19 protein-coding genes are annotated in these 21,426 nt (G+C 65.4%); 3 read left to right on the forward strand and 16 right to left on the reverse strand.

The window, feature by feature from the left end; translation table 11 throughout:
• Positions 1-76: 76 nt before the first annotated feature.
• Positions 77-1,186, reverse strand: coding sequence for a histidinol-phosphate transaminase (locus tag AC4D2Q_RS06570; protein WP_490945746.1), 1,110 nt, complete (start codon positions 1,184-1,186; stop codon positions 77-79).
• Positions 1,187-1,278: 92 nt separating this feature from the next.
• The gene (locus AC4D2Q_RS06575; RefSeq protein WP_490945747.1) at positions 1,279-1,554 is read right to left on the reverse strand and encodes a LysM peptidoglycan-binding domain-containing protein; all 276 of its coding nucleotides are present in this window, start codon (positions 1,552-1,554) and stop codon (positions 1,279-1,281) included.
• Between the two features lie 907 nt (positions 1,555-2,461).
• On the opposite strand from AC4D2Q_RS06575, the gene lexA reads away from it, so the two are divergent.
• A complete protein-coding gene (gene lexA, locus AC4D2Q_RS06580; protein WP_490945748.1) occupies positions 2,462-3,304 on the forward strand; it encodes a transcriptional repressor LexA in 843 nt (280 codons plus the stop codon).
• 97 nt (positions 3,305-3,401) lie between these two features.
• Here lexA and AC4D2Q_RS06585 read toward each other — a convergent pair whose 3' ends face one another.
• The gene (locus tag AC4D2Q_RS06585) at positions 3,402-5,462 is read right to left on the reverse strand and encodes an ATP-dependent DNA helicase (protein ID WP_490945749.1); all 2,061 of its coding nucleotides are present in this window, start codon (positions 5,460-5,462) and stop codon (positions 3,402-3,404) included.
• Entirely contained in the window at positions 5,455-7,026 is a 1,572-nt protein-coding gene (hflX, locus tag AC4D2Q_RS06590; RefSeq protein WP_490927375.1) for a GTPase HflX, read from the reverse strand. Before hflX ends, AC4D2Q_RS06585 begins: the two co-directional genes overlap by 8 nt.
• 120 nt (positions 7,027-7,146) lie before the next feature.
• On the opposite strand from hflX, the gene AC4D2Q_RS06595 reads away from it, so the two are divergent.
• On the forward strand, positions 7,147-7,767 hold the full coding sequence (locus AC4D2Q_RS06595; RefSeq protein WP_490945750.1) for a class I SAM-dependent methyltransferase: 621 nt from the start codon (positions 7,147-7,149) through the stop codon (positions 7,765-7,767).
• Between the two features lie 153 nt (positions 7,768-7,920).
• Here AC4D2Q_RS06595 and dapF read toward each other — a convergent pair whose 3' ends face one another.
• The 8 genes from dapF to AC4D2Q_RS06635 all read right to left on the reverse strand — a co-directional run bounded on the left by dapF (position 7,921) and on the right by AC4D2Q_RS06635 (position 15,983).
• Positions 7,921-8,871, reverse strand: a complete 951-nt coding sequence (dapF, locus tag AC4D2Q_RS06600) for a diaminopimelate epimerase (RefSeq protein ID WP_490927373.1) — start codon at positions 8,869-8,871, stop codon at positions 7,921-7,923.
• Positions 8,868-9,788: a tRNA (adenosine(37)-N6)-dimethylallyltransferase MiaA gene (gene miaA, locus AC4D2Q_RS06605; RefSeq protein ID WP_490945751.1), complete on the reverse strand. Its 921-nt coding sequence runs from the start codon at positions 9,786-9,788 to the stop codon at positions 8,868-8,870. Before miaA ends, dapF begins: the two co-directional genes overlap by 4 nt.
• 28 nt (positions 9,789-9,816) lie before the next feature.
• Positions 9,817-11,364: a tRNA (N6-isopentenyl adenosine(37)-C2)-methylthiotransferase MiaB gene (miaB, locus tag AC4D2Q_RS06610; RefSeq protein WP_490927370.1), complete on the reverse strand. Its 1,548-nt coding sequence runs from the start codon at positions 11,362-11,364 to the stop codon at positions 9,817-9,819.
• Between the two features lie 66 nt (positions 11,365-11,430).
• Complete coding sequence (locus AC4D2Q_RS06615; RefSeq protein ID WP_490945752.1) at positions 11,431-12,393, reverse strand: aggregation-promoting factor C-terminal-like domain-containing protein; 963 nt, start codon at positions 12,391-12,393, stop codon at positions 11,431-11,433.
• 83 nt (positions 12,394-12,476) lie between these two features.
• Positions 12,477-13,853 carry a coiled-coil domain-containing protein gene (locus AC4D2Q_RS06620; RefSeq protein WP_490945753.1) on the reverse strand — a complete coding sequence of 459 codons (1,377 nt, stop codon included), beginning with the start codon at positions 13,851-13,853 and terminating at the stop codon, positions 12,477-12,479.
• Between the two features lie 45 nt (positions 13,854-13,898).
• Positions 13,899-14,480, reverse strand: coding sequence for a regulatory protein RecX (locus AC4D2Q_RS06625; RefSeq protein ID WP_490945754.1), 582 nt, complete (start codon positions 14,478-14,480; stop codon positions 13,899-13,901).
• 5 nt (positions 14,481-14,485) lie between these two features.
• Positions 14,486-15,541 carry a recombinase RecA gene (recA, locus tag AC4D2Q_RS06630; protein WP_400925918.1) on the reverse strand — a complete coding sequence of 352 codons (1,056 nt, stop codon included), beginning with the start codon at positions 15,539-15,541 and terminating at the stop codon, positions 14,486-14,488.
• Between the two features lie 220 nt (positions 15,542-15,761).
• On the reverse strand, positions 15,762-15,983 hold the full coding sequence (locus tag AC4D2Q_RS06635; protein ID WP_490945755.1) for a DUF3046 domain-containing protein: 222 nt from the start codon (positions 15,981-15,983) through the stop codon (positions 15,762-15,764).
• 105 nt (positions 15,984-16,088) lie between these two features.
• Between AC4D2Q_RS06635 and AC4D2Q_RS06640 the strand changes: the two genes are divergently transcribed.
• Positions 16,089-16,562: a MarR family winged helix-turn-helix transcriptional regulator gene (locus AC4D2Q_RS06640; RefSeq protein WP_490927366.1), complete on the forward strand. Its 474-nt coding sequence runs from the start codon at positions 16,089-16,091 to the stop codon at positions 16,560-16,562.
• 137 nt (positions 16,563-16,699) lie between these two features.
• Here AC4D2Q_RS06640 and AC4D2Q_RS06645 read toward each other — a convergent pair whose 3' ends face one another.
• The 4 genes from AC4D2Q_RS06645 to AC4D2Q_RS06660 all read right to left on the reverse strand — a co-directional run bounded on the left by AC4D2Q_RS06645 (position 16,700) and on the right by AC4D2Q_RS06660 (position 21,328).
• Positions 16,700-17,125, reverse strand: coding sequence for a helix-turn-helix domain-containing protein (locus AC4D2Q_RS06645; protein ID WP_269436918.1), 426 nt, complete (start codon positions 17,123-17,125; stop codon positions 16,700-16,702).
• Between the two features lie 152 nt (positions 17,126-17,277).
• Positions 17,278-17,760 carry a CinA family protein gene (locus AC4D2Q_RS06650; RefSeq protein ID WP_490945756.1) on the reverse strand — a complete coding sequence of 161 codons (483 nt, stop codon included), beginning with the start codon at positions 17,758-17,760 and terminating at the stop codon, positions 17,278-17,280.
• Positions 17,757-18,359: a CDP-diacylglycerol--glycerol-3-phosphate 3-phosphatidyltransferase gene (gene pgsA / locus AC4D2Q_RS06655; RefSeq protein WP_490945757.1), complete on the reverse strand. Its 603-nt coding sequence runs from the start codon at positions 18,357-18,359 to the stop codon at positions 17,757-17,759. The genes AC4D2Q_RS06650 and pgsA overlap by 4 nt, the downstream gene beginning before the upstream one ends.
• A gap of 20 nt (positions 18,360-18,379) precedes the next feature.
• Positions 18,380-21,328, reverse strand: a complete 2,949-nt coding sequence (locus tag AC4D2Q_RS06660; protein WP_490945758.1) for an FtsK/SpoIIIE family DNA translocase — start codon at positions 21,326-21,328, stop codon at positions 18,380-18,382.
• Positions 21,329-21,426: the final 98 nt, after the last annotated feature.

Consider the following 21,426-nt stretch of genomic DNA (forward strand, 5'->3'; position numbering starts at 1 on the left):
GAAAGAAGGGAGTCTCGTCTAACAGTTTAGTGTCTGGCGCGGAAGCCTTCCGCGCGGATACACAGGCGCCGGGAGCCTAGCGGATGGCTGCGGCGAGGAGCTCGCGGAGCCGGTCCAGGAAGGCGCTGGTTTCGGTCTCCGTCCCGGCGGTGACGCGCAGGTGTCCGGGGATCCCGACGTCGCGCACCAGCACGCCGGCTTCCAGCAGGCCTTCCCACACGGCGTGCGGGTTCTCCAGCCCGCCGAAGAATACGAAATTCGCGTCGGACGGAGCCGGCTTCAGATCCATGGCCAGCAGCTCGGAGACAATGCGGTCACGCTGGACCTTGATGGCTTCAACGTTGGCCAGCAGCGCGTCGGCGTGGTCCAGGGCTGCGTTGGCGGTGGCCTGCGTGATGGCGGAGAGGTGATAGGGCAGGCGGACCAGGCGCAGGGCATCGGTAACCTCGGGGGCGGCCGCCATGTAGCCGACCCGCGCTCCGGCCAGCGCAAAAGCCTTGCTCATGGTGCGTGAAACGATGAGCCGCTCCCGTCCGGGCAGCAGCTGCAGGGCACTGGGGGTTCCGGCATGGAAGAACTCCCCGTAGGCCTCGTCCACAATCACAATGGCCTGCGATGCTTCCCCGGCTTCATACACGGCTTCCACCACGTCCAGCGGCAGAGCGGTGCCCGTGGGGTTGTTCGGTGTGCAGAGGAAGACGATGTTCGGCGCCTGCGCCCGGACCTGTTCCGCCGCCGATTCGGCGGTGAGCCCAAAGTCATCGCTGCGGGTGCCCGTGACATAGCGGGTGCCGGTGCCGCTGGCCAGCAGCGGGTACATGGAATAGGTGGGAGGGAAGCTCATGGCAGTGCGGCCCGGGCCGCCGAAGGCTTGCAGGATTTGCTGCAGGACTTCATTGGAGCCGTTGCCGGCCCAGATGTTCTCGGTGCCGAGTCCGTGGCCCAGATAGGCGGCGAGGCGCTTGCGCAGCTCGGTGAACTCCCGGTCCGGGTAACGGTTGAGGCTTGACACGGCCTGATCCACGGAGGCCGTGATCGCTTTGCGCACCGACTCCGGCAGTCCATGGGTGTTTTCGTTGACGTTCAACAGGATGGGCACGTCCAGCTGCGGCGCGCCGTAAGGCGTCAGGCCGCGAAGGTCATCGCGCAGGGGAAGTCGGTTGAGTCTTTCCAGCTGATCAGTCACTTGTACAGCTTAAGACTTGTTGTCGAGCGGGAAGAATCGCCGCCCGGACGGGCCGGCGTTGTTACGCCGTGTTGTGCAGCGCTATAACAGCGTCAGCCTTCAACGGGGATGTACAGCTGGATCCCCACGGGGATGCTGGCATCGGAAAGGTTGTTCAGTTCCATGATGTCTGCAACCACATCCCGCGGGTCGCGTTCCGGAGCGAATTCTTCGGCAAGTTCCCACAGCGACTCACCGGCAGCCACACTCACCTGGATGGTCCGGGTAACCTCCGGGGCTCCGCTGGAGGCCATGGCAGGAGCCGTGAAGAACGCAAGAAGCGTAAGCGCCGCTGCGGCGGTGAGCATTATCGGCAGACCGATAAACACCAGCCGTCCCCGTCGCGTGAGATGCAGTCCATGCTGGCGGGCCGGAGTCTCCGGCAGAACGGACGCAGCCGGTGCCGCCAAGGACGCCAGAGCAACTGAAGAGACCAGACCAGACGGTGACGAATCCGCGGAGGGAGCCGGCATCGCAGCCCGGGCCCACAAGGAGGACGCCTTGGAAGGAATGCGCAAACGAGAAAGGCGGGGAGATTTCACGGCAGGCCCCGAGACCGGGGCAGCAGGCGTCACCGACTGGCTGGGCGTTACCGACGGCGTCATATCCGTCCGGTCCGTCAGCAGGCTTTTGCCGGGCACACCCTTTTGGTCAGATACAACGGTCAGTTTGGGCGTGAGCGCTGAGTTGGATTTGGCCCGCTTGGGTCTGGCGATCTGAATGGGCCTGAAGGTTTGAGTGGGCATTGCTGCACCTTTCCGGTTCGTCAGCTTCAGAAATAACCCGAAGCGATGTTCGAACGATTGGAAGTTATCTGACATCACTGCGCCGCAGCGGAGAACTGTTGTCGAAAGTGTGTTCGATTGTTGTGAAGTCATTTCTAGCACCTATCTACTAACAAAGTCGAGACTCGCTCGAACAAATGTTTGAAAACGCTGCTCCACTCCCTTAGCGTTGAGGACATGGAAGGGGTTCAGCCGGTGTCAACCGGACCGGATCCGGAGCGTCGGCCCCGGAATGGTTCGTTGGGACCACTGAACCAGCTGCCTCTGACATAACCGCCGGGACGGCTGACCCAGCGTTCCGGTTCTCGTTACAGGTGTTCCAGCAACAGACGTTTCAGCTACAGATGTTCCAGCTTCAAAAGATGTTCCAGCGTTAGAGATTGACCCGACCAGCCATAGACCAAACCAGCTCCGGCACCTCCCGGACCAGCTGACCCGAAGGGAACCCCACGTGGCCCGCACCACTGCTTCCGAAGACAGCACCAACAAGCCAGCTGCCGCAGGCACCCGTGCGCGTGTCAAGGGGCTCACACCACGGCAGAAGACCGTCCTGGAGATGATCCAGCGGTCAGTCAGCACCAACGGGTACCCGCCCACCATGCGGGAAATTGGTGACACGGTGGGGCTGGCCAGCCTCTCCAGCGTCACCCATCAGCTCATGCAGCTGGAGAAGCTCGGCTACATCCGCCGTGATCCCAAGCGTCCCCGCGCCATGGAAATCCTCATTCCGCTGATGCTGCGGGACGGCACTGCAGCCACTGGCTCCGCAGAAGGCCAGACCGGTGCTGCCGGGGACGCGGCAGGATCCGTGCCTGCAGCCGCCGGCGCTGACGCCGCACCTGATGCGGCCACAGGCGCCGGAAGCGCACCTGCTCCTGCCCCGGCACTGGCGTCCGTTACGGAGCTGGGCACGGCAGTGGATACCGCCATGGTGCCGCTCGTTGGCCGTATCGCAGCCGGCGGGCCCATCCTCGCCGAGCAGGTTGTGGAGGACATCATGCCGCTGCCGCGCCAGCTGGTGGGCCACGGCGACCTGTTCATGCTGAAGGTTTCGGGCGACTCCATGGTGGACGCCGCCATCTGCGACGGTGACTGGGTGGTTGTCCGCCGCCAGCCGACAGCGGAAAACGGCGACATCGTGGCCGCCCTCCTGGATGACGAGGCCACTGTCAAAACCTTTCGGCAGCGCAACGGCCACACGTGGCTGCTGCCCCAGAACACGCGCTACGAGCCCATCGTGGGCGACCATGCAGTCATCATGGGCAAGGTTGTCTCGGTGATGCGCTCGCTCTAGGGCGAGAATCCCCGTCCCGGGCCAGAAGGCCGGGACGCAAATGGCGGCCGGAATATTCTTCCGGCCGCCATTTTCGTTCCCCTGATGTTCCGCTCTCTTACGTCCGGGATCCCGGCTTGTCTGTCGAAAGCTCCTCGGCAGCGGACTGCTCCGCCAGCCGGCCCAGGACCGACAGCACCACGGAACGATCCGTAGTGGACCAGAACGGCGGCAGGGCGGCCCGGAGGAATCCTCCGTAGCGGGCCGTCGCGAGCCGCGAGTCCAACACGGCAACCACGCCGCGGTCCCCCGCAGCACGGATCAGCCGCCCGGCGCCCTGTGCCAGGCGCACTGCGGCGTGGGTGGCCGCCACGGACATGAAGCCGTTGCCCCCGGCCTTGGCCACCGCGCGGGTGCGGGCGGTCATCAGCGGATCATCGGGGCGCGGGAACGGAATACGGTCGATCAGCACAAGCCGGCAGGCGGCACCCGGAACGTCCACGCCCTGCCACAGTGACATGGTGCCGAAAAGGCAGGTATCAGGTTCCTCCGAGAACTGCTTCACGAGGGAGGACATGGAAGATTCCCCCTGGCACAGGATGGGGAAATCCACCCGGGTGCGCATGGCATCCGCAGCGTCTTCAGCCGCCCGGCGCGAGGAAAACAAACCCAGGGCACCGCCGTTGGACGCCTTCAGCAACGCTTCAATCTCGTCCAGCTGAGCCTCCGAAGTGCCGCGCTCGGGCTTCGGCAGGTCCTTCGCCACGTACAGCACCCCCTGCCGGGGGTAGTCGAAGGGACTGCCGACGTCGGTTCCGGTCCAGGACGGCGCACCGGGGCCCAGCAGGCCCAGGGCGCCGGCCACCGGGCCGAATTCGGAACCGATCGCCAGGGTGGCCGAGGTCAGGACTACGGTATGCCCGTCGAACAGTCCCTCTCGCAAACGCCCGGCCACTGACAGCGGCGCAACATTCAAGGTGGCCGGTGCCGTCTCATCCGGGGGCGAGAACCCGCCCGACGGCGAGAACGAGCTGGGCCGGGAAGCCCAGATCACCTCGCCGGCAGCCGGAGCTGAGACCAGCCGTTCGCAGACCTCCAGCACTGCCATCAGCCGGGAGCGCGCCGTCTGACGGCCGCCGTCGGCCGTTTCCCCGGGTTCGGGCTTTGAATCGGAGAGGGCCACGCGGCACGCTTCGCGGATGCGGTTGACGGCCTGTTCCTGCTCCTCGTTCAGCCCGCTGGCCAGCAGCCCGGACGGCACAGCCTCCATGGCCTTCTCGAAGGCGCGCTCCGCCTGCGCCAGCTCTTCCACACTGGCGGAGGTGTGCTTGCGCGCAGCCGTCACAGCTGCAGACACAACAGTGCCGGACAGCTGCCCGGTAACGGCTCCGGTGACGCGGTCCTGCAGTTCATGCGCCTCATCAATGACCACCACGTCATAGTCCGGCAGCACAGCCAAACCCTCAAAGGCAGCGATGGCCAGCATCGCATGGTTGGTGATGACGACGTCGGCCACAGCGGCGGAGGCGCGTGCCCGCTCGCTGAAGCACTCGGCCGCCACGGGACAACGCTGGGCGCCCAGGCACTCCATGGAGGTGACGGAGACCTGCCGCCACGCACGGTCGCTGACGCCCGGAACCAGGTCATCCCGGTCTCCGGTGTCCGTTTCCTCGGCCCACTCGCGCAGCCGCACCACCTCGCGGCCCATGGCCGAGGTGGGAGCCGGTGACGGGTGAGCCACTCCGTGGTCGTCCCCGAGGGTGAACAAAGCACCGGCGGGGTCTTCCTCTTCGGGAAAACCCCCGCCCGTCTTGTGCAGGCAGACATAGTTGCTGCGTCCCTTGAGCAGTGCCACGTCCACTTCCCGCGGCAGCTGGGGCTTGAGCGTCTTGAGCAGCCGCGGCAGGTCCCGGCCCACAATCTGGGACTGCAGGGCCAGCGTTGCCGTAGAGACCAGCGTGGGTTTGGTGCTCTCGAGCGAGTGGTGGATCAGCGGCACCAGATAGGCCAGCGATTTGCCGGTCCCGGTGCCGGCCTGGACCAGCAGGTGCTTGCCTTCGTCAATGGCCTGCGTAACCTGGCGGGCCATTTCATGCTGGCCCGGGCGGTTTTGGCCGCCCATGCCGGCAACGGCGGTGTCCAGCAGTTCCAGGACTTCGCCGGTGGTGTCCTTACTCATGGGTGACGAACGGCTCCAGTTCAGCAGCGAGGCCTTCGCGGACCCTGACGTGCAGCCGGGTTCCGGTTTCGGAGTGCTCCACGGAGAGGATCTCGGTATCCGGGCTGTGCAGCCGCGACACCACGTCTCCGCGGTCATAGGGAACCATCAGTGTCAGGTCCACCGCCGGACGGGGAATCCCCTCGGAGATGGCCTGCAGCAGCTCGTCGATGCCTTCGCCGGTCCGGGCGGAGACCACCACGTGGCGGCGTTCCTTCTGGCGAAGCCGTTCAAGGACAAACGGGTCGGCGGCATCGGCCTTGTTCAGGACAATGATTTCCGGCACGTTGCGGGCGTCGACGTCGGTGAGCACCGTGCGCACCGCAGCGATCTGGCCCTCGGGATCAGGATGGGACGCATCCACGACGTGCAGGATCAGGTCGGCGTCCGCGACTTCTTCCAGCGTGGAGCGGAAAGCTTCCACCAGCTGTGTCGGCAGCGACCGGACGAACCCGACGGTGTCCGCCAGGGTGTAGCCGATGCCGTCTTCGGTCTGGGCCTTGCGGATGGTGGGATCCAGGGTGGCGAACAGGGCGTTCTCCACCAGGACACCGGCATCGGTCAGCCGGTTCAGCAGCGAAGACTTGCCCGCGTTGGTGTAACCGGCAATGGCCACGGAGGGAACCTGGTTGCGCTGCCGGTTGGCACGCTTGGTTTCGCGTGCAGGTTTCATGCCCGCGATTTCCCGGCGGAGTTTCGCCATCCGGGTGCGGATCTTCCGCCGGTCCAGCTCAATCTTGGTTTCACCGGGACCGCGCGAACCCATACCGGCGCTTGCGCTGCCCACCTGGCCACCGGCCTGCCGGGACATGGATTCACCCCAGCCGCGCAGTCGCGGCAGCAGGTATTCAAGCTGCGCCAGTTCCACCTGGGCCTTGCCTTCGCGGGACTTGGCATGCTGGGCAAAGATGTCCAGGATCAGGGCCGTCCGGTCGATGACCTTGACCTTGACGATGTCCTCAAGTCCGCGCCGCTGGGACGGGGCCAGTTCGCTGTCCACGATGACGGTGTCCGCACCGGTGGCGGCCACAATGTCCTTGAGCTCCTGCGCCTTGCCCGAGCCCAGGAATGTTCCGGGGTCCGGCTTCAGACGGCGCTGGATGACACCGTCGAGCACCTCGGAGCCTGCCGTTTCGGCGAGGGCTGCCAGTTCCTGCAGCGAATTCTCGGCGTCGGCCGCCGTTCCTTCGCTCCACAGGCCGGCCAGCACCACGCGCTCCAGGCGCAGCTGGCGGTACTCAACTTCGGTAACGTCTTCGAGTTCGGTGGACAGGCCCGCCACGCGCCGCAGTGCGTGCCGCTCGCGCAGGTCCTCCTGGTCGCCGTCGTGCACCGAGTGCCCGGCGTCCTCGGAGGAGAGAGCCTGGGCCCTGCCCCGCGGGGCGTCCCGGGCGGGAGCCTTGGCCTCCGCAGCGCTTTCCTTGGCGAGGATCCTGTCAATGACCCCCTGGATGTCTTCGGGGCTCAGCTCCGGTGTGGGCTGAGCGGAACCGGACGTGCCAGGACGGGAATTGTTGATCGTCATATTCTCCTTATAAGCCGTGTTATCCATGGTAAGTCAGGGCACGGACATTTGGGGGCGGAATTTGCCCGCCGCTGAATCCGGTTTCCGCTGCCTGCAGCAGACCCACTAATCTGGTTTGTTATGGGTTCAGACCATTACTTCAGTTCACAGCCGTCCGGGCCCGAGGTCCGCCGGCCGCTCCACGTTTTCCTGGACGGGCGCGAACGCACGCTCGTTACCTCCGGAGGCATCTTCAGCCCCGATGCCGTTGACAAGGGGACGGTGGTGCTTCTGGATGAAGTTCCTGCGCCCTCCCCCACCGGCAACCTGCTGGACATCGGCTGCGGCTGGGGACCGGTGGCCCTGACCATGGCACTGAAGTCCCCCGGTGCCCGCGTGTACGCGGTGGATGTCAATGAGCGCAGCCTGGGCCTGACCCGCGATAATGCCGCCGCGCTCGGCCTGGACAACGTCAGCGTCTCCAAGCCCGAAGACGTGGATCCGGACCTCCGGTTCAACACCATCTGGTCCAATCCGCCCATCCGCATCGGCAAGGACGAACTCCATGCCCTGCTGCTCCTGTGGCTTCCCCGGCTGGCGCCGGAGGGAACCGCGTGGCTGGTGGTGCAGAAGAATTTGGGTGCGGATTCGCTGCAAAAGTGGATTGCTGATCAACTGGGGACCGCCTACTCGGTGTCCCGGCACAGCACCGCGAAGTCTTTCCGCGTGCTGAAGATTGTGCGTAAGCCCGCCGTTGGCTAAGTGCCTAACCGTGGCGTGGATCTAACTGCGTGCTCAATACCATGACTGGTTCAACAGCATCCCGCAGGGCTTTATTCCGGCGGTAAGCCGGGCATTTCCCGCTTCCGGAGCCGGCCTTGGCCCGTTGCCCAGGGCCGGCTCCGCAGGTGCTTGCTAGAGCAGGGTTCCGCGGGCCACGAGGACGGCCGGGCCGCTGAGTTCCACGTGTTCGCGGCCGTCCTCGGCGGTCAGGAACCGGACGCCGACGACGCCGCCGGGCACGGTCACTGCCCAGTCGTTCGGAGCTTCGCGGCCGGCCCAGAAACGGGTGGCGACGGCAGCGGCGCAGGCCCCGGTGCCGCAGGAGAGGGTCTCGCCCACTCCGCGTTCATGCACGCGCATGGTCAGCATTCCCACGCCGTTCTCCACCAAAGGCTCGGCCGGGACCACGAATTCCACGTTGGTGCCGTGCTCCGGTTCGGGCTGGACGGTCGGTGCCACGGTAAGGCTGGTCGCGGCGAGTTCCGACAGCTCGGCCAGGGCCACCACGGTGTGCGGGTTTCCCATGCTGACGGACAGTCCGGGCCGCGGAACTTCCAGGCCTGCCGCGTTGACGACGGCGTCCATGGCCTTGGCGGCCGCATGGTCGGGATAGATGAATTCCCACGGGCCCATGTCCACGGCGTAACCGCTGTCCACCCGGGTGACGGTCTTAAGGCCGGCACGGGTGCCGATGGTCAGGGTCTCGCCGTCTTCCAGGGTCACGAGATTTTCGGCGAGCAGAAAGTGCACAAAGACGCGGACTCCGTTGCCGCACATCTCCGAAATGCTGCCGTCCGAGTTGCGGTAGTCCATGAACCACTCCGCTGCGGGGTCGCTCTGCAGCAGGCCCTGGCCCTCCGGCAGGTGCTCCGAGCGCACGGCCCGGATGAAGCCGTCGGCGCCGATGCCGCGGTGCCGGTCGCACACGGCGGCCACTTCCTCGGCGGTGACGTTCCGTTCCCCGGCGGGGTCGGCCACCAGGATGAAGTCGTTGCCGGTGCCGTGGCCCTTGGCAAAGGGAAGACCGGCCAGGGACGCGGGCAGGCCGGAAGCGGACAGCGGAGCAGAAAGAGTTGTGTTCACTGTTCAAGGATAACGGCGGCGGCCCTGGCGGTCAGATCGGGATCATCCCAGTCCAGCCAGGTGATGCGGGGGTCTGCCCGGAACCAGGTCAGCTGGCGGCGGGCAAACTGGCGGGTGGCAACCACGGTCTGTTCGGCTGCCTCGGCCACGGTTGATTCGCCGTCGACCACCCGCAGGAACTGGGAGTAACCCAGGGCGCGGCCGGAGGTCCGGCCCTCGCGCAGCCCGCGCGCCGCCAGCACTTCCACTTCGGCCAGCAGCCCGCGGTCCACCATCTGGTCCACGCGCGCTGCCAGCCGGCGGTGCAGCACACTGCGTTCCACGCTCAGACCGATCTGGACGGCCGGCTGAAAGTACTCGCGGACGGGCATGAAAGAACTGAACGGCCTGCCGGTGAGACGGTGGACTTCCAGGGCGCGCACCACCCGGCGGCCGTCGCCGAGCCGGTCCGCGGACACCGGATCCACTGCCCGCAGCCGCTCGCGCAGCGCCTCCAGGCCCACTTCCTCAAGCTCCTGTTCCAGGGCAGCGCGCACGGACGGATCCGTACCGGGAAATTCCAGCACATCGAGGGCCGCACGCACATAGAGACCGGAACCGCCCACCAGGATTGGATACTTTCCGCGGTTTTGGATCTCCGTGATGAGGTCGCGGGCCGAGGCCTGGAAGGCCGAAACGCTGGCTTCCTCCCGGACATCCATGATGTCCAGGAGGTGGTGCGGAACGCCGCGGCGCTCTTCGACGCTGATCTTGGCGGTACCAATGTCCATGCCCCGGTAGAACTGCATGGCATCGGCGTTGATGACTTCCCCGCCGAGCTCCAGGGCCAGGGACACGCCGAGGTCCGACTTGCCGGAGCCGGTGGGTCCGACGACGGCGATGACCGGGCGGGCGGGCGCGTTGGCTGCGGCAGTCACCGGCCGCACCGGAAGATAAAGCCCGGCATTAGGAGCGCGGCGGCAGGGCCGGCATGCCGAGGGAAACCCCGGTCTTGCCCCCTGTTGTTCCGGGAGCGGGAACTCCGCAGGATTCTGCCTGCGAACGGTCCCATGCGTCCCCTGCACGCGAGCGGCGCAGGGAATAGTCGGCCGCGGTGGCAGGATCCGAGACCAGATGGAAGGCAGCCGCGGAGGTCACGGGCACGGTGACGAGGTCTCCGGGACGGGGCACCTCGCAGCCCTCGGGAACGGAGAAGTGCACCAGGCGCTGGTCGCGGGAGCGGCCGGAGAGGCGTCCGGTCTCCTCGGACTTGCGGCCGGAGCCGGCCGTGACCATGACTTCCACCGTGGTTCCCACCTGCTTGGCGTTTTCCTCGGCGGCGATGCGGTCCTGCAGCGCGGTCAGCCGTTCAAAGCGCTCCTGGACCACGGCCTTGGGCAGCTGGTCCGGAAGGTCAGCGGCGGGAGTGCCCGGGCGCTTGGAGTACTGGAAGGTGAAGGCCGTGGCAAAGCGGGACTTCTCCACGACGTCCAGCGTTGCGGCAAAGTCCTCTTCCGTCTCCCCCGGGAAGCCCACAATGATGTCGGTGGAGATGGCCGCGTGCGGCATCCGTTCACGCACGCTGTCCAGGATGCCCAGGAATTTCTTGGACCGGTAGGACCGGCGCATGTCCTTGAGGACCTTGTCCGAGCCGGACTGCAGCGGCATGTGCAGCTGCGGCATGACATTCGGAGTTTCAGCCATCGCATCGATGACGTCCTGTGTGAAGGCTGCCGGATGCGGGCTGGTGAAGCGCACCCGCTCCAGGCCCTCAATGCTGCCGCAGGCACGCAGCAGCTTGGCGAACGCGCCGCGGTCGCCGAACTCCACGCCGTACGAATTCACGTTCTGTCCCAGCAGCGTGACCTCGATGGCGCCGTCGTCCACCAGTGCCTGGATCTCGGCAAGGATCTCGCCGGGGCGCCGGTCACGTTCCTTGCCCCGCAGGGAGGGAACGATGCAGAACGTGCAGGTGTTGTTGCAGCCCACGGAAATGGAGACCCACCCCGCGTACACAGAGTCCCGTTTGGTGGGCAGCGTGGACGGGAAAACATCCAGGGATTCCAGAATTTCCAGCTGCGCATCGTCGTTGTGCCGGGCCCGCTCCAGCAGTGCCGGCAGGGAGCCGATGTTGTGCGTGCCGAACACGGCGTCCACCCACGGAGCCTTGCGCTGGATGGTGTCGCGGTCTTTCTGTGCCAGACAGCCCCCCACGGCTATCTGCATGCCCGGACGGGTTTCCTTGACATGGGCCAGCATGCCCAGGTTTCCATACAGCTTGTTGTCCGCGTTCTCCCGCACCGCGCAGGTATTGAAGACGACGACGTCGGCTTCCTCCCCGACAGCCGGCACGTAACCGGCGTTCTCCAGCAATCCGGAGATGCGCTCGGAATCGTGGACATTCATCTGGCAGCCGAAGGTGCGCACCTGATAGGTGCGCGGGTGCTCAAGGTGCTCGGCAGCAAGCGGCGCAGATACGGGGGAAGATTCGGGGGAAGATACAGTCAAACTCACAGTCCTAGGGTACCTGCCGCAGGACGCCCGGGCGGGCGCTGCCCCCGGGGGAAGTTGCTGCCGGGTTTAGTACCAGTTGTTTGCGTAGTGGAAGTTCAGTGCGGAGCAGGGGCTGCCGTACCGGGATTCGATGTAGCTCAGGCCCCAGTTGATCTGGGTCTTGGGATTCGTGAGGTAGTCCGGTCCCGATGAGGCCATTTTCTCCGCGGGAAGTGACTGCACAATCCCGTACGCTCCGCTGCTGGCATTGGTGGCGCTGGTCATCCAGTTGGATTCCTTCTCCCACAGCGTGTTGAGGCAGGTCATCTCGGAGGCTGCCCAGCCGTGACCGGCCAGGGCCGACGCCGCGTAGCTCTTGGCTCCGGCGGGGTCATCCATGGGGACCGCTGCTGCAGCTGCAGCAGCTTCTTCCTCTGCCGCACGGTCGGCGGCAGCCCGGGCGGCAGCTGCCTGTGCCGCTGCTTCCTGCTCGGCCGCAAGCCGGGCGTTTTCCGCGGCGGCCGCCTCGGCGGCGGCGGCTTCTGCAGCCTTGGTTTCTTCGGCGGCCTTGGCTGCGTCTGCGGCGGCCGCTTCGGCGGCCTTTGCATCCTCTGCTGCCTTCGCGTCCTCTGCTGCCTTGGCATCCTCTGCTGCTTTGGCCTGCTCGGCTGATGCGGCCGCTTCGGCCTCCTGGCTCTGCGCATCTGCGGCAGCCGCTTCGTCGGCCGCCTTCTGCTGCGCTTCAGGGGTGGCGTCCGCGTCGGGCTCCGCGTCGTCCTCTGAGGAGGGGGTGGAGATCGATTCCGGTGCAGCTGTCGGTGAAGTCAGGCTCACCAGGTTGGCGCGCAGCTGGTCGTTTTGCACCGAGGCTCCGGCAATACCGAAGAACGCCAGCGCGCCTGCCACGGCAACGGCGCCAATACGGAGCTTGCGGCTGCGGTGGATCCGCAGGCGTTCCTGGTTGAGGATGTGGTGGGAGCCGTCCTGGCCGGAGGCGTTCCGTACTGCGGTGTCTTCGTTGCCGAGGGCATCTTTGTGGGGGGAAGTCATAGCACCGAGACGCTACAGATGGATTCTGGGTCAGTGTCTCGAATCGGTAACGGCCGGATTGACAGTTCCAGGGAGAAGAAGTTCTAATACCAGTTTTTTTCTTCAGAATGCTGCCAGGCGGAGCAGGGGCTGCCGTACCGGGATTGGATGTACCCCAGACCCCATTCGATCTGGGTCCGGTAGTTGGTGCGCCAGTCCGGTCCGATGCTTGCCATCTTGTCCCCGGGCAGGGATTGGGGGATGCCGTAGGCGCCGCTGTAGGGGTTGTTTGCGCTGGTCCGCCAGCCGGACTCACGCTGCCACAGGTTGATCAGGCACCTGAGCTGGTCCTGTCCCCAACCATAGGCGCCCAGCCGTCCGGCAGCGTAGGCCTGTGCCCCCGCAGGGTCGTCGACCGGCCCGGGAGACGGGGTTGGAACGGGCTCCGGACCGGGGGCCGGCGCAGGCTCCGGCCTGGGAACCGGTTGCGGAGCGGGTGAGGACGGAGGGAGTGATGGGGCTGGAGTGGCAGGACGGGGAGCTGGTACCAAGGGCGGAACCGTGGGATTAATCACCGGATCCGGACCCGCAGAAGGTGGAAGAACAGGCTTTTGTGTGCTGTCCCGCACAGCATCCTTTTCTGCTTGGGCTCTTCGGGCCGCTTCTTCCGCTTCCTGCTGCTGTCTGATGTATGTCTGCTCCGCCTCCATGCCCTTCAACCGCTCTGCTTCCACGGCCACACTGGTGCTCCGGAGGGCCGCCAGCTGTTCCAGCAGGACAGCGCTTCGCACCTGGACTTCCCGTACCGCAGCATCTGCGTCAATTGCCGCGGCCCGGGCCGAGGCCTCAAGCCGGCGGGCCTCGGCAGCGGATTCTTCCCGGCTCTTCAGGGCGGCGGCTTCCCGCTCTTCGAGACTCCCCAAAACGGATTCGGCGGCCGCGGCCTGAGCCTGCAGACTGTCCGTCCGGCCGCTGATCCCCTGCAGCGCGGCGAGCCGGTCCAGAGCTCCGGCCCCTGCATCGGCATCCAGGAGCATTATCAGGTTGGAGTCCATTCCGCCGGTTTTGTAAGTCTGCGCGGCAAGGGCGCCCATTTGCTCGGTGAGCGCCGCTGCGGCTCCGGCGGCCTCAGCCCGCTGGGCGGATAAGACGTCAACGGCACGGCTGCCGGCATCAACTTCCGCGGCCGCTCTCCGGGCATCGGAAGAGGCCTGCACGGCGGCGGTTCCGAGCGTGCCGGCGTCAGCAGAGAGTTCATCCAGAAGTGCTTCAATTTCCGCGGCCTGGTCTGCTTTGGCCCCGGCGCTGCGTTTGGCTTGCTCAACTTCTTCCCACGACGGGTAGTCCGCCGCGGCAGCAGGGGCAGGAGCGAGCACCGCAGGCACAGCAGTAAAGGCGGAGGCGGTAAGCACTCCGGCCAATACGACGGAACCTAGGGAAGCAGCAGTTGACTTCTTCCCCGGCAGCAACAGTGTCAACATCGTGGCTCAGCATACGGTACCGCCCACGCATCAACCTAGGGTTTTTTACCAGTCCTCTTCGGGCGGCTGGTCCAGCACATCGCCAATGACTTCATTGACAACGCGGTAGCCCACCGACGGGGAGTAGCCCTTGCGGGCCAGCATGGACACCAGACGCCTGGCCTGTTTGTCCCTTGCCGCCCGGTCCGAAAGGTCCACTGAGGACTGCAGCCGGCGGCGGGCCAGTGCCCTGGCTGCAACATATTCGTCCTCGTCGCTGACCTGTTCCAAAGCCTCGGCGGCCAGGTCCCCGGAGATGCCCTTCTCTGCCAGTTCCCTTTTGAGGGCTCCCCGGGCCAGGGACTTGGACCGGGACCGGCTGGCCACCCACATGCGGGCAAACTCAGCGTCGTCCACCAGCTGCACTTCTTCGAAACGGTCCAGCACGGCCCCGGCAACGTCCTCAGGTATTTCCTTTTCAGCCAGTTTGACGGCCAGCTGGCGGCGGCTCTTCGGAGAACTGGTCAGCTGCCGCAGCACAATGTTGCGTGCTGCGGCATACGGATCACGCTCACGGTCCGCAGGAACGGCAACGGGCTCTCCGGCCGCCTCATCGGCACCGGAAAACCCGCTGTTCTGCTCGTGCATGTGAACTATGAGTTCTTCGGAACGGCCTTGAGCTTCGGTTCAGCCGGAGCTTCCTCGGATGCCGGTCCGTTGATGCCCAGCTTTTCGCGCAGCCGGCGTTCCAGTTCATCCGTGAGCTCAGGATTGTCGCGCAGGAACTTGCGGGCATTTTCCTTGCCCTGGCCCAGCTGGTCTCCGTCATAGGTGAACCAGGCGCCGGACTTCTTGACGAAGCCATGCTCCACGCCCATGTCGATCAACCCGCCCTCACGGGAGATTCCGGTGCCGTAGATGATGTCGAACTCGGCCTGCTTGAAGGGCGGGGCCATCTTGTTCTTGACGATCTTGGCGCGGGTGCGGTTACCTACCGGAACCGTCCCCTCCTTCAGCGTCTCAATACGGCGCACGTCAATGCGCACTGAAGCATAGAACTTCAGGGCCTTGCCGCCGGTGGTGGTTTCCGGGCTGCCGAACATCACGCCGATTTTTTCACGGAGCTGGTTGATGAAGATTGCCGTGGTGTTGGTGTGGCTCAGGCGACCGGCGATTTTCCGGAGCGCCTGGCTCATGAGCCGGGCCTGAAGGCCGACGTGGCTGTCGCCCATGTCGCCTTCGATTTCGGCGCGGGGAACCAGGGCTGCCACGGAGTCGATGACGACTACGTCCACCGATCCTGAACCGATCAGCATGTCCATGATTTCCAGGGCCTGCTCACCGGTGTCCGGCTGGGATACCAGCAGGGAGTCGGTGTCTACGCCCAGGCGCGCGGCGTAGATGGGGTCCAGGGCGTGCTCCGCATCGATGAAGGCGGCGATGCCGCCGTTCTTCTGGGCGTTGGCCACAACATGCAGTGCCAGGGTGGTCTTACCCGAGGATTCCGGGCCGTAGATTTCCACGACGCGGCCCCGCGGGAGTCCGCCTATGCCGAGCGCCAGGTCCAGGGCGATCGAGCTGGTGGAGATGGTTTCTGCCGGAGCACGGACCTCGTCTCCGAGCCGCATGATCGAGCCCTTGCCGTACTGCTTGTCGATCTGGGCCAGCGCTGCTTCTAGAGCCTTTGCGCGGTCGACTGCTGCTGCCATTCTTCACCTCGGTTGTTTGAGTTTTACGTGGCCCGAAGGCCGGTTGTCCTGCTCACCTACGACCATATGCGGCGGCACTGACAAAACAGCGGAGCGGACTGCCGTGGGGATATCCGGGGCAGTTCTGCGGTCGCATCGCCCTTGTGTAGGAGCATAGCCGCATCCGAACAGGTATTCGAATATGCGCTTCGGCGTGTCCTGCTGCAGATCAAGCCAACTGCTAATTCTTTGGCGGAATATCCCTGCCAAGCCGCCGTTCCGGGGGCACTTCCTGAACATCGCAGACTGCCAGCCACACGGACTTGGGCTCAATTCCACCTCTCAGCGCCTCTTCTGCCGTCTTGCCGCCAAGGGAGCCCAGGACGAGGTCCGATGCCAGCACACGGGAGTAGGCCGAACCGAATTCGTCGTCCATAAGCCGCCAAAAATCACTGAGTCGCATCGCTTAATCTTCTCACGTCCGCAGGAGCCGGCTGATGACTTCGTACCGGCTCGGGCCAAAGGCCTCCGCAGGGGACCCTGTGCTCAAATGCCTAGAATAGGAGTTATGAGCGAGACGGAGTCCTCCCCCGAACTGCAGCACAATGAAACCGCGATAGACACCCTTGAACATGAGCTGTCAGTACTGTGGCGCCGTGCCCGTTCGAATTCGAGCAAGGTTGCCCGTCAGGTGCATCCGGACATGGAACCGGCGGCCTACGGCCTCCTGGTGCTGCTGCAGCAGCATCAGGAGATGCGGCTGACAGATATCGCGGCAAGCATCGGCATCGGGAAGCCGTCCGTGAGCCGTCAGATTGTCATGCTGGAAAGCCTTGGCCTGGTGCAGAAGCATGCCGACCCGCTCGACGGCCGGGCCCAGACCATTTCGCTGACTCCGGCCGGTTCACAGGCACTGGCGCGGACCCAGGCGGCCCGCAAGGACCTGTTCCGGACCCTGCTCCAGGACTGGGTGGAAGAGGACCTTGTCCAGCTGGGGTCATTGCTGACCAAGCTCAACGACTCGTACGCCCGCGAACACTGAGCCCGCCGGCCCGAACCTCAAAAGGCCCCGAGATATGAGCAGCCTGTGGAGACAGCAAAAAGACCCTGCCTTGCGGCGGGGCCTTTTTGGTTTTGGTGGACAAGCTGCCGAGGAGCTGCAGCCTTGTTGATGTAGGTCTACGGTGTGCGGGCCAGGTCCCGAGCCATGTCCTCCGGGAATTCGCGGGCAAACTCGCGCGAGAATTCCGACGGCACGGTGTCAGGTATGGCGATGCCTTCTGCACTCGCCACCCGGTCACTGACCTCACGAAGCATCAGGGACAATGGCACATCAAGTGCGGTGCAGATGGAGGACAGAAGTTCCGATGATGCTTCCTTCTGGCCTCGTTCCACCTCACTAAGGTAGCCAAGTGAAACGCGTGCGCTGTGCGATACCTCGCGCAGGGTACGACCCTGACGCTGACGGACATCGCGCAAGACGTCGCCAATTTCATGACGAAGAACAACCATTTTGCGCTCCTTTGGCTCCCGGTGTGCATCTTCCGCCAACCCTACATCCCGCCAGCGAATAACGCCGTTCACGGATACGGGTTGCTTAACCATCTGTATCGTCCTGCTCCCTATGTGGTCCGGCTGCGGTTGCCCCGCAGATATTTAAAGATCGTAATCGGGAAACCTTGGCGGTTCCTGATACTAACAACTGAGCGTCTCCGGGATTTGTTCCCGTTGCCGCTGCCCGGTTCTCAGGACCCGATTCAGGGGTGCTCCGCAAGGACCCGGCCCAGCAGTACAAGTGCTTCGTCGCAGGCCTGCCGGCGGATGGCTGCCCGGTCTCCGGAAAACAAATACTCTTCCACCAGAGTGCCCTGCGGCGATGCGACGGCGATAAACACGCAGCCCACAGCCTTGCCGTCGTGCGGCTCAGGCCCGGCAGCTCCCGTGGTTGACACGCCCAGGTCCGTCTCCAGCAACCGCCGGACACCCTCGGCCATCTGCCCGGCCACCCCGGCGTCGACGGATCCCGCCGCGGCAAGCAGGTCGGCATCGACTCCCAGGACTTTATTCTTCACAAAGTTGGAGTAAGCCACCACCGCGCCGGCAAGTACTGCCGATACGCCTGGAACCGCGCCCAGCTCGGCAGCCACCATGCCTGCCGTGAGGGACTCCGCAGTTGCCACGGTGAGGCCTGCGTCCGAAGCGGCGGAAACCACAGCGGCCGCATCGGGAGCCGATGTCACCTGGCGCCCGGACTCTGCAGCGCCCTGCGGCGCAGCTGCAGCGCCTTGACGACATAGTCAGCACCGGTCACCACGGTGACCACCAGTGCGGCGGCCATCACCACGGCGCTGATCCACCAGGCCCAGCTGCCCAGCCACGTGGTCAGCGGCAGCAGGAAGAGGAAGATCGCGAAAGTCTGGATCACTGTCTTGAGCTTGCCGCCGCGTGAGGCTGCCATGACGCCGTAGCGGATCACCACGAACCGCAGCAGGGTGATGCCGATTTCCCGAACCAGGATCACGATGGTCACCCACCACCACAGCTCGCCCAGCGCGGACAGCATCACCAGTGCCGAACCGATCAGCAGCTTGTCCGCAATCGGATCGGCGATCTTGCCGAAGTCGGTGATCAGTCCCCGGCTGCGGGCCAGGTCGCCGTCGAGCTTGTCGGTGTAGATGGCGACGGCGAAGGTGGCCACGGCCAGCCAGCGGTAGAGACCGTGCCGGCCGTCATCGGCCAGGAGCAGCCAGATGAAAAGCGGAACCATCAGGATCCGCACAACCGTCAGGACGTTGGCGATGTTCAGGAGGGGGGCGTTCCCGGTAGAAGAGTTGCTCACACATCCAGCCTAGCGGGGATTCAGCGGCCGGTCAGACTCCACGCGTCCTCGGATCCGCCATCCTCGCCGTCGTCTCCCCCGTCGTGGTACTCGGTCGCCTGCTGGCGGCCCTCCAGGTCCTGGGCCACCAGGTCCACGGGGCCGGCGAGCGGATCGGAGTCGAACCCGTGGTTAACGTTGGCGTTGTCCGCCAGGGCGGCAGTTTCAGCGGCCGACGGGCCGCTGGCGCCCTCTCCCCCGCTGATGGCTGCCAGCGTGGCTGCCAGGTCATCGGGCTTGACGAGCACGTCGCGGGCCTTCGAGCCTTCGGAGGGCCCGACGACGCCGCGGGACTCCAGCAGGTCCATCAGGCGTCCCGCCTTGGCGAACCCGACACGGAGCTTGCGCTGGAGCATGGAGGTGGACCCGAACTGGGTGGTGACCACCAGTTCGGTGGCCTGAAGCAGGACGTCCATGTCATCGCCGATGTCATCTTCGATCTGCTTCTTCGGCGCGGTGACCGTGACGTCCTCGCGGTAGACGGCGCCCAGCTGTCCCTTGACGTGCTCCACCACGCGGTGGATTTCCGACTCGGTGACCCAGGCACCCTGCACGCGGATGGGCTTGTTGGCGCCCATCGGCAGGAACAGCGCGTCACCCTGGCCCAAAAGCTTTTCAGCACCGGGCTGGTCCAGCACCACGCGGGAGTCGGTGACGGAGGACGTAGCGAAGGCCATGCGGGAAGGCACATTGGCCTTGATCAGGCCGGTGACCACGTCCACCGAGGGACGCTGGGTAGCCAGGACCAGGTGGATGCCCGCGGCACGGGCCAGCTGGGTGATGCGGACAATGGAGTCTTCCACGTCGCGCGGGGCCACCATCATCAGGTCCGCGAGCTCATCCACAATCACCAGCAGGTACGGGTAGGGACGCACTACGCGCTTGGAACCGGCCGGCGGAACAACCTTGCCCAGCTTCACGGCCTTGTTGAAGTCGTCGATGTGCTTGAAACCGAAATTGGCCAGGTCGTCATAGCGGGTGTCCATTTCACGGACCACCCACTGCAGGGCCTCGGCGGCCTTCTTGGGATTGGTGATGATCGGCGTGATCAGATGCGGCACGCCCTCATACGCGGTGAGTTCCACACGCTTGGGGTCCACCATCACCATGCGCACTTCATCAGGGGTGGAGCGCATCAGGATGGAGGTGATCATGGAGTTCACGAACGAGGACTTGCCTGCACCGGTGGCACCGGCCACCAAGAGGTGCGGCATCTTGGCGAGGTTGGCCACCACAAAGCCGCCCTCCACGTCCTTGCCGACGCCCATCACCATCGGATGTTCGGTCTTGCGGGCGGCGTTGGAGCGAAGCACGTCGCCCAGGGCCACCACTTCCTTGTCCGCGTTGGGAATCTCGATGCCGATCGCGGACTTCCCGGGGATGGGCGAGAGGATGCGAACGTCGGAGGAGGCCACGGCGTAGGAGATGTTCTTGGACAGAGCGGTCACCCGCTCCACCTTGGTGCCCGGCGACAGCTCAATTTCATAGCGCGTCACCGTGGGACCGCGGCTGAATCCGGTGACGTGTGCTTCCACCTTGAACTGGTCCAGGGTGTTGGTCAGCGCGTCGACGACGGCGTCGTTGGCCTCGGAGCGTTCCTTGGCGGGGGGCCCGGCGGGCAGGAATTCCGACGGCGGCAGGGTGTAGGTTACGTCGCCGGAGAGCTGCAGCTGTTCGGTGCGCTGCGGAATGGGCGTGGCCGGAGTGAGGTTTCGGACAGTCCGCTCGGGAACCGGGGGCATGGCGGGAACGGGAGGCAGCCCTTCCACCGCGGTGAGCTCCGCTGCGGCCTCAGGAACCAGGGCGATGGCCTCGGTGGGAGGTTCGGCGCCGTCAAAACCGCCGTCGAAGGCACCCTTCGCGGGCAGACCCTGCGCCCGGCGGATCTTCTGTGTGGCCAGTTCGGACCGGGTGGGGCGGCGCACGCCCGGCGGAACAGCCGGTTCCGCTGCAGCCGCTGCAGCCGCTGATGCCTGTTCCTCTTCGTCCGCCAGCACGGCGCGTTCAAAGGCCTCGTCGCCGGCAAAACCTTCAGGGGCAAGATGCTCCTGAGTTTCGGGGCCGCGGCTGAACATCCGTGACTTCTTTTTCGGTGCCTTTTTCGGGAGGTGGTCGCGTTCGTAGAGATAGCTCTGGTCATGCGCCTCGGGATCATCCGGGGCAAGGTCCTGCCCCATCAGGTGTTCGTAGAGGGCGCGAAGGCGCAGCGGAATGTGGCGGAACGGCGTGGCCGTAATGATGAGCAGGCCAACAAAAACCAGCAGGCCAAGCAGGATGGCCACGGGCCAGGTGGTCAGCGCCGCGGACAGCGGGCCGGCAACCAGGAATCCGACAATGCCGCCGGATTCCCAAAGCCGGTCAAAACCGTCGGACAGGGCCGGCGAGCCGCCCACAATGTGCGTGATGCCGGAGCCGGCGAAAAGAATGAGGGTCAGCCCAATGCTGATGCGGCTGTTGGCGCGGTGGCGCTCCGGGTAGCGGAAAAGCCTTACGGCGCCGGTCAGGAGCAGGAAGGGCAGGACAACGGCCATCCAGCCGAAAGTGCCTGCCGCGCCGGCGTGGATGATGTCCGCCACCGGGCCGCGCAGCGCCCACCACTCAACGGTGGCCACGGCGAGTGCCGTGAGGATGAGGAAGAATCCGGTGCCGTCCCGCCGGACGTCGCGGTCCGGGCTGACGTCGGCACCAAGTTTGCGGATGCCCGCTCCGGCCAGCCGGGCCATGCCCATCCAGGCACCCTGGACAGCGCGCAGCGGCAGCGGAACCTGCTCGGCGTCGGCCTGTGCTTTGGCGGCAGCACCCGAGCGGCCGGTCGCTTTTCCCCGCGGCTGGGTTTTGCCGGAGTTTTTTCCTGAGGTGCCCCCGGTGTTCCGGCTGGTGGTCCGGCCGGAAGCACCGCCGCGTGCGGCAGGGGAAGTACGAGTGGCCATACGCTCCACCGTACCCGATGGGGCCGGGCAAACCGCGGATTTACGCGTCTGCCCGGCCCCGCCGGATACCGTACTTTGGAGTCGCTGGAAAGGGTTTC

The organism is Arthrobacter sp. TJ-178 (assembly GCF_058269275.1).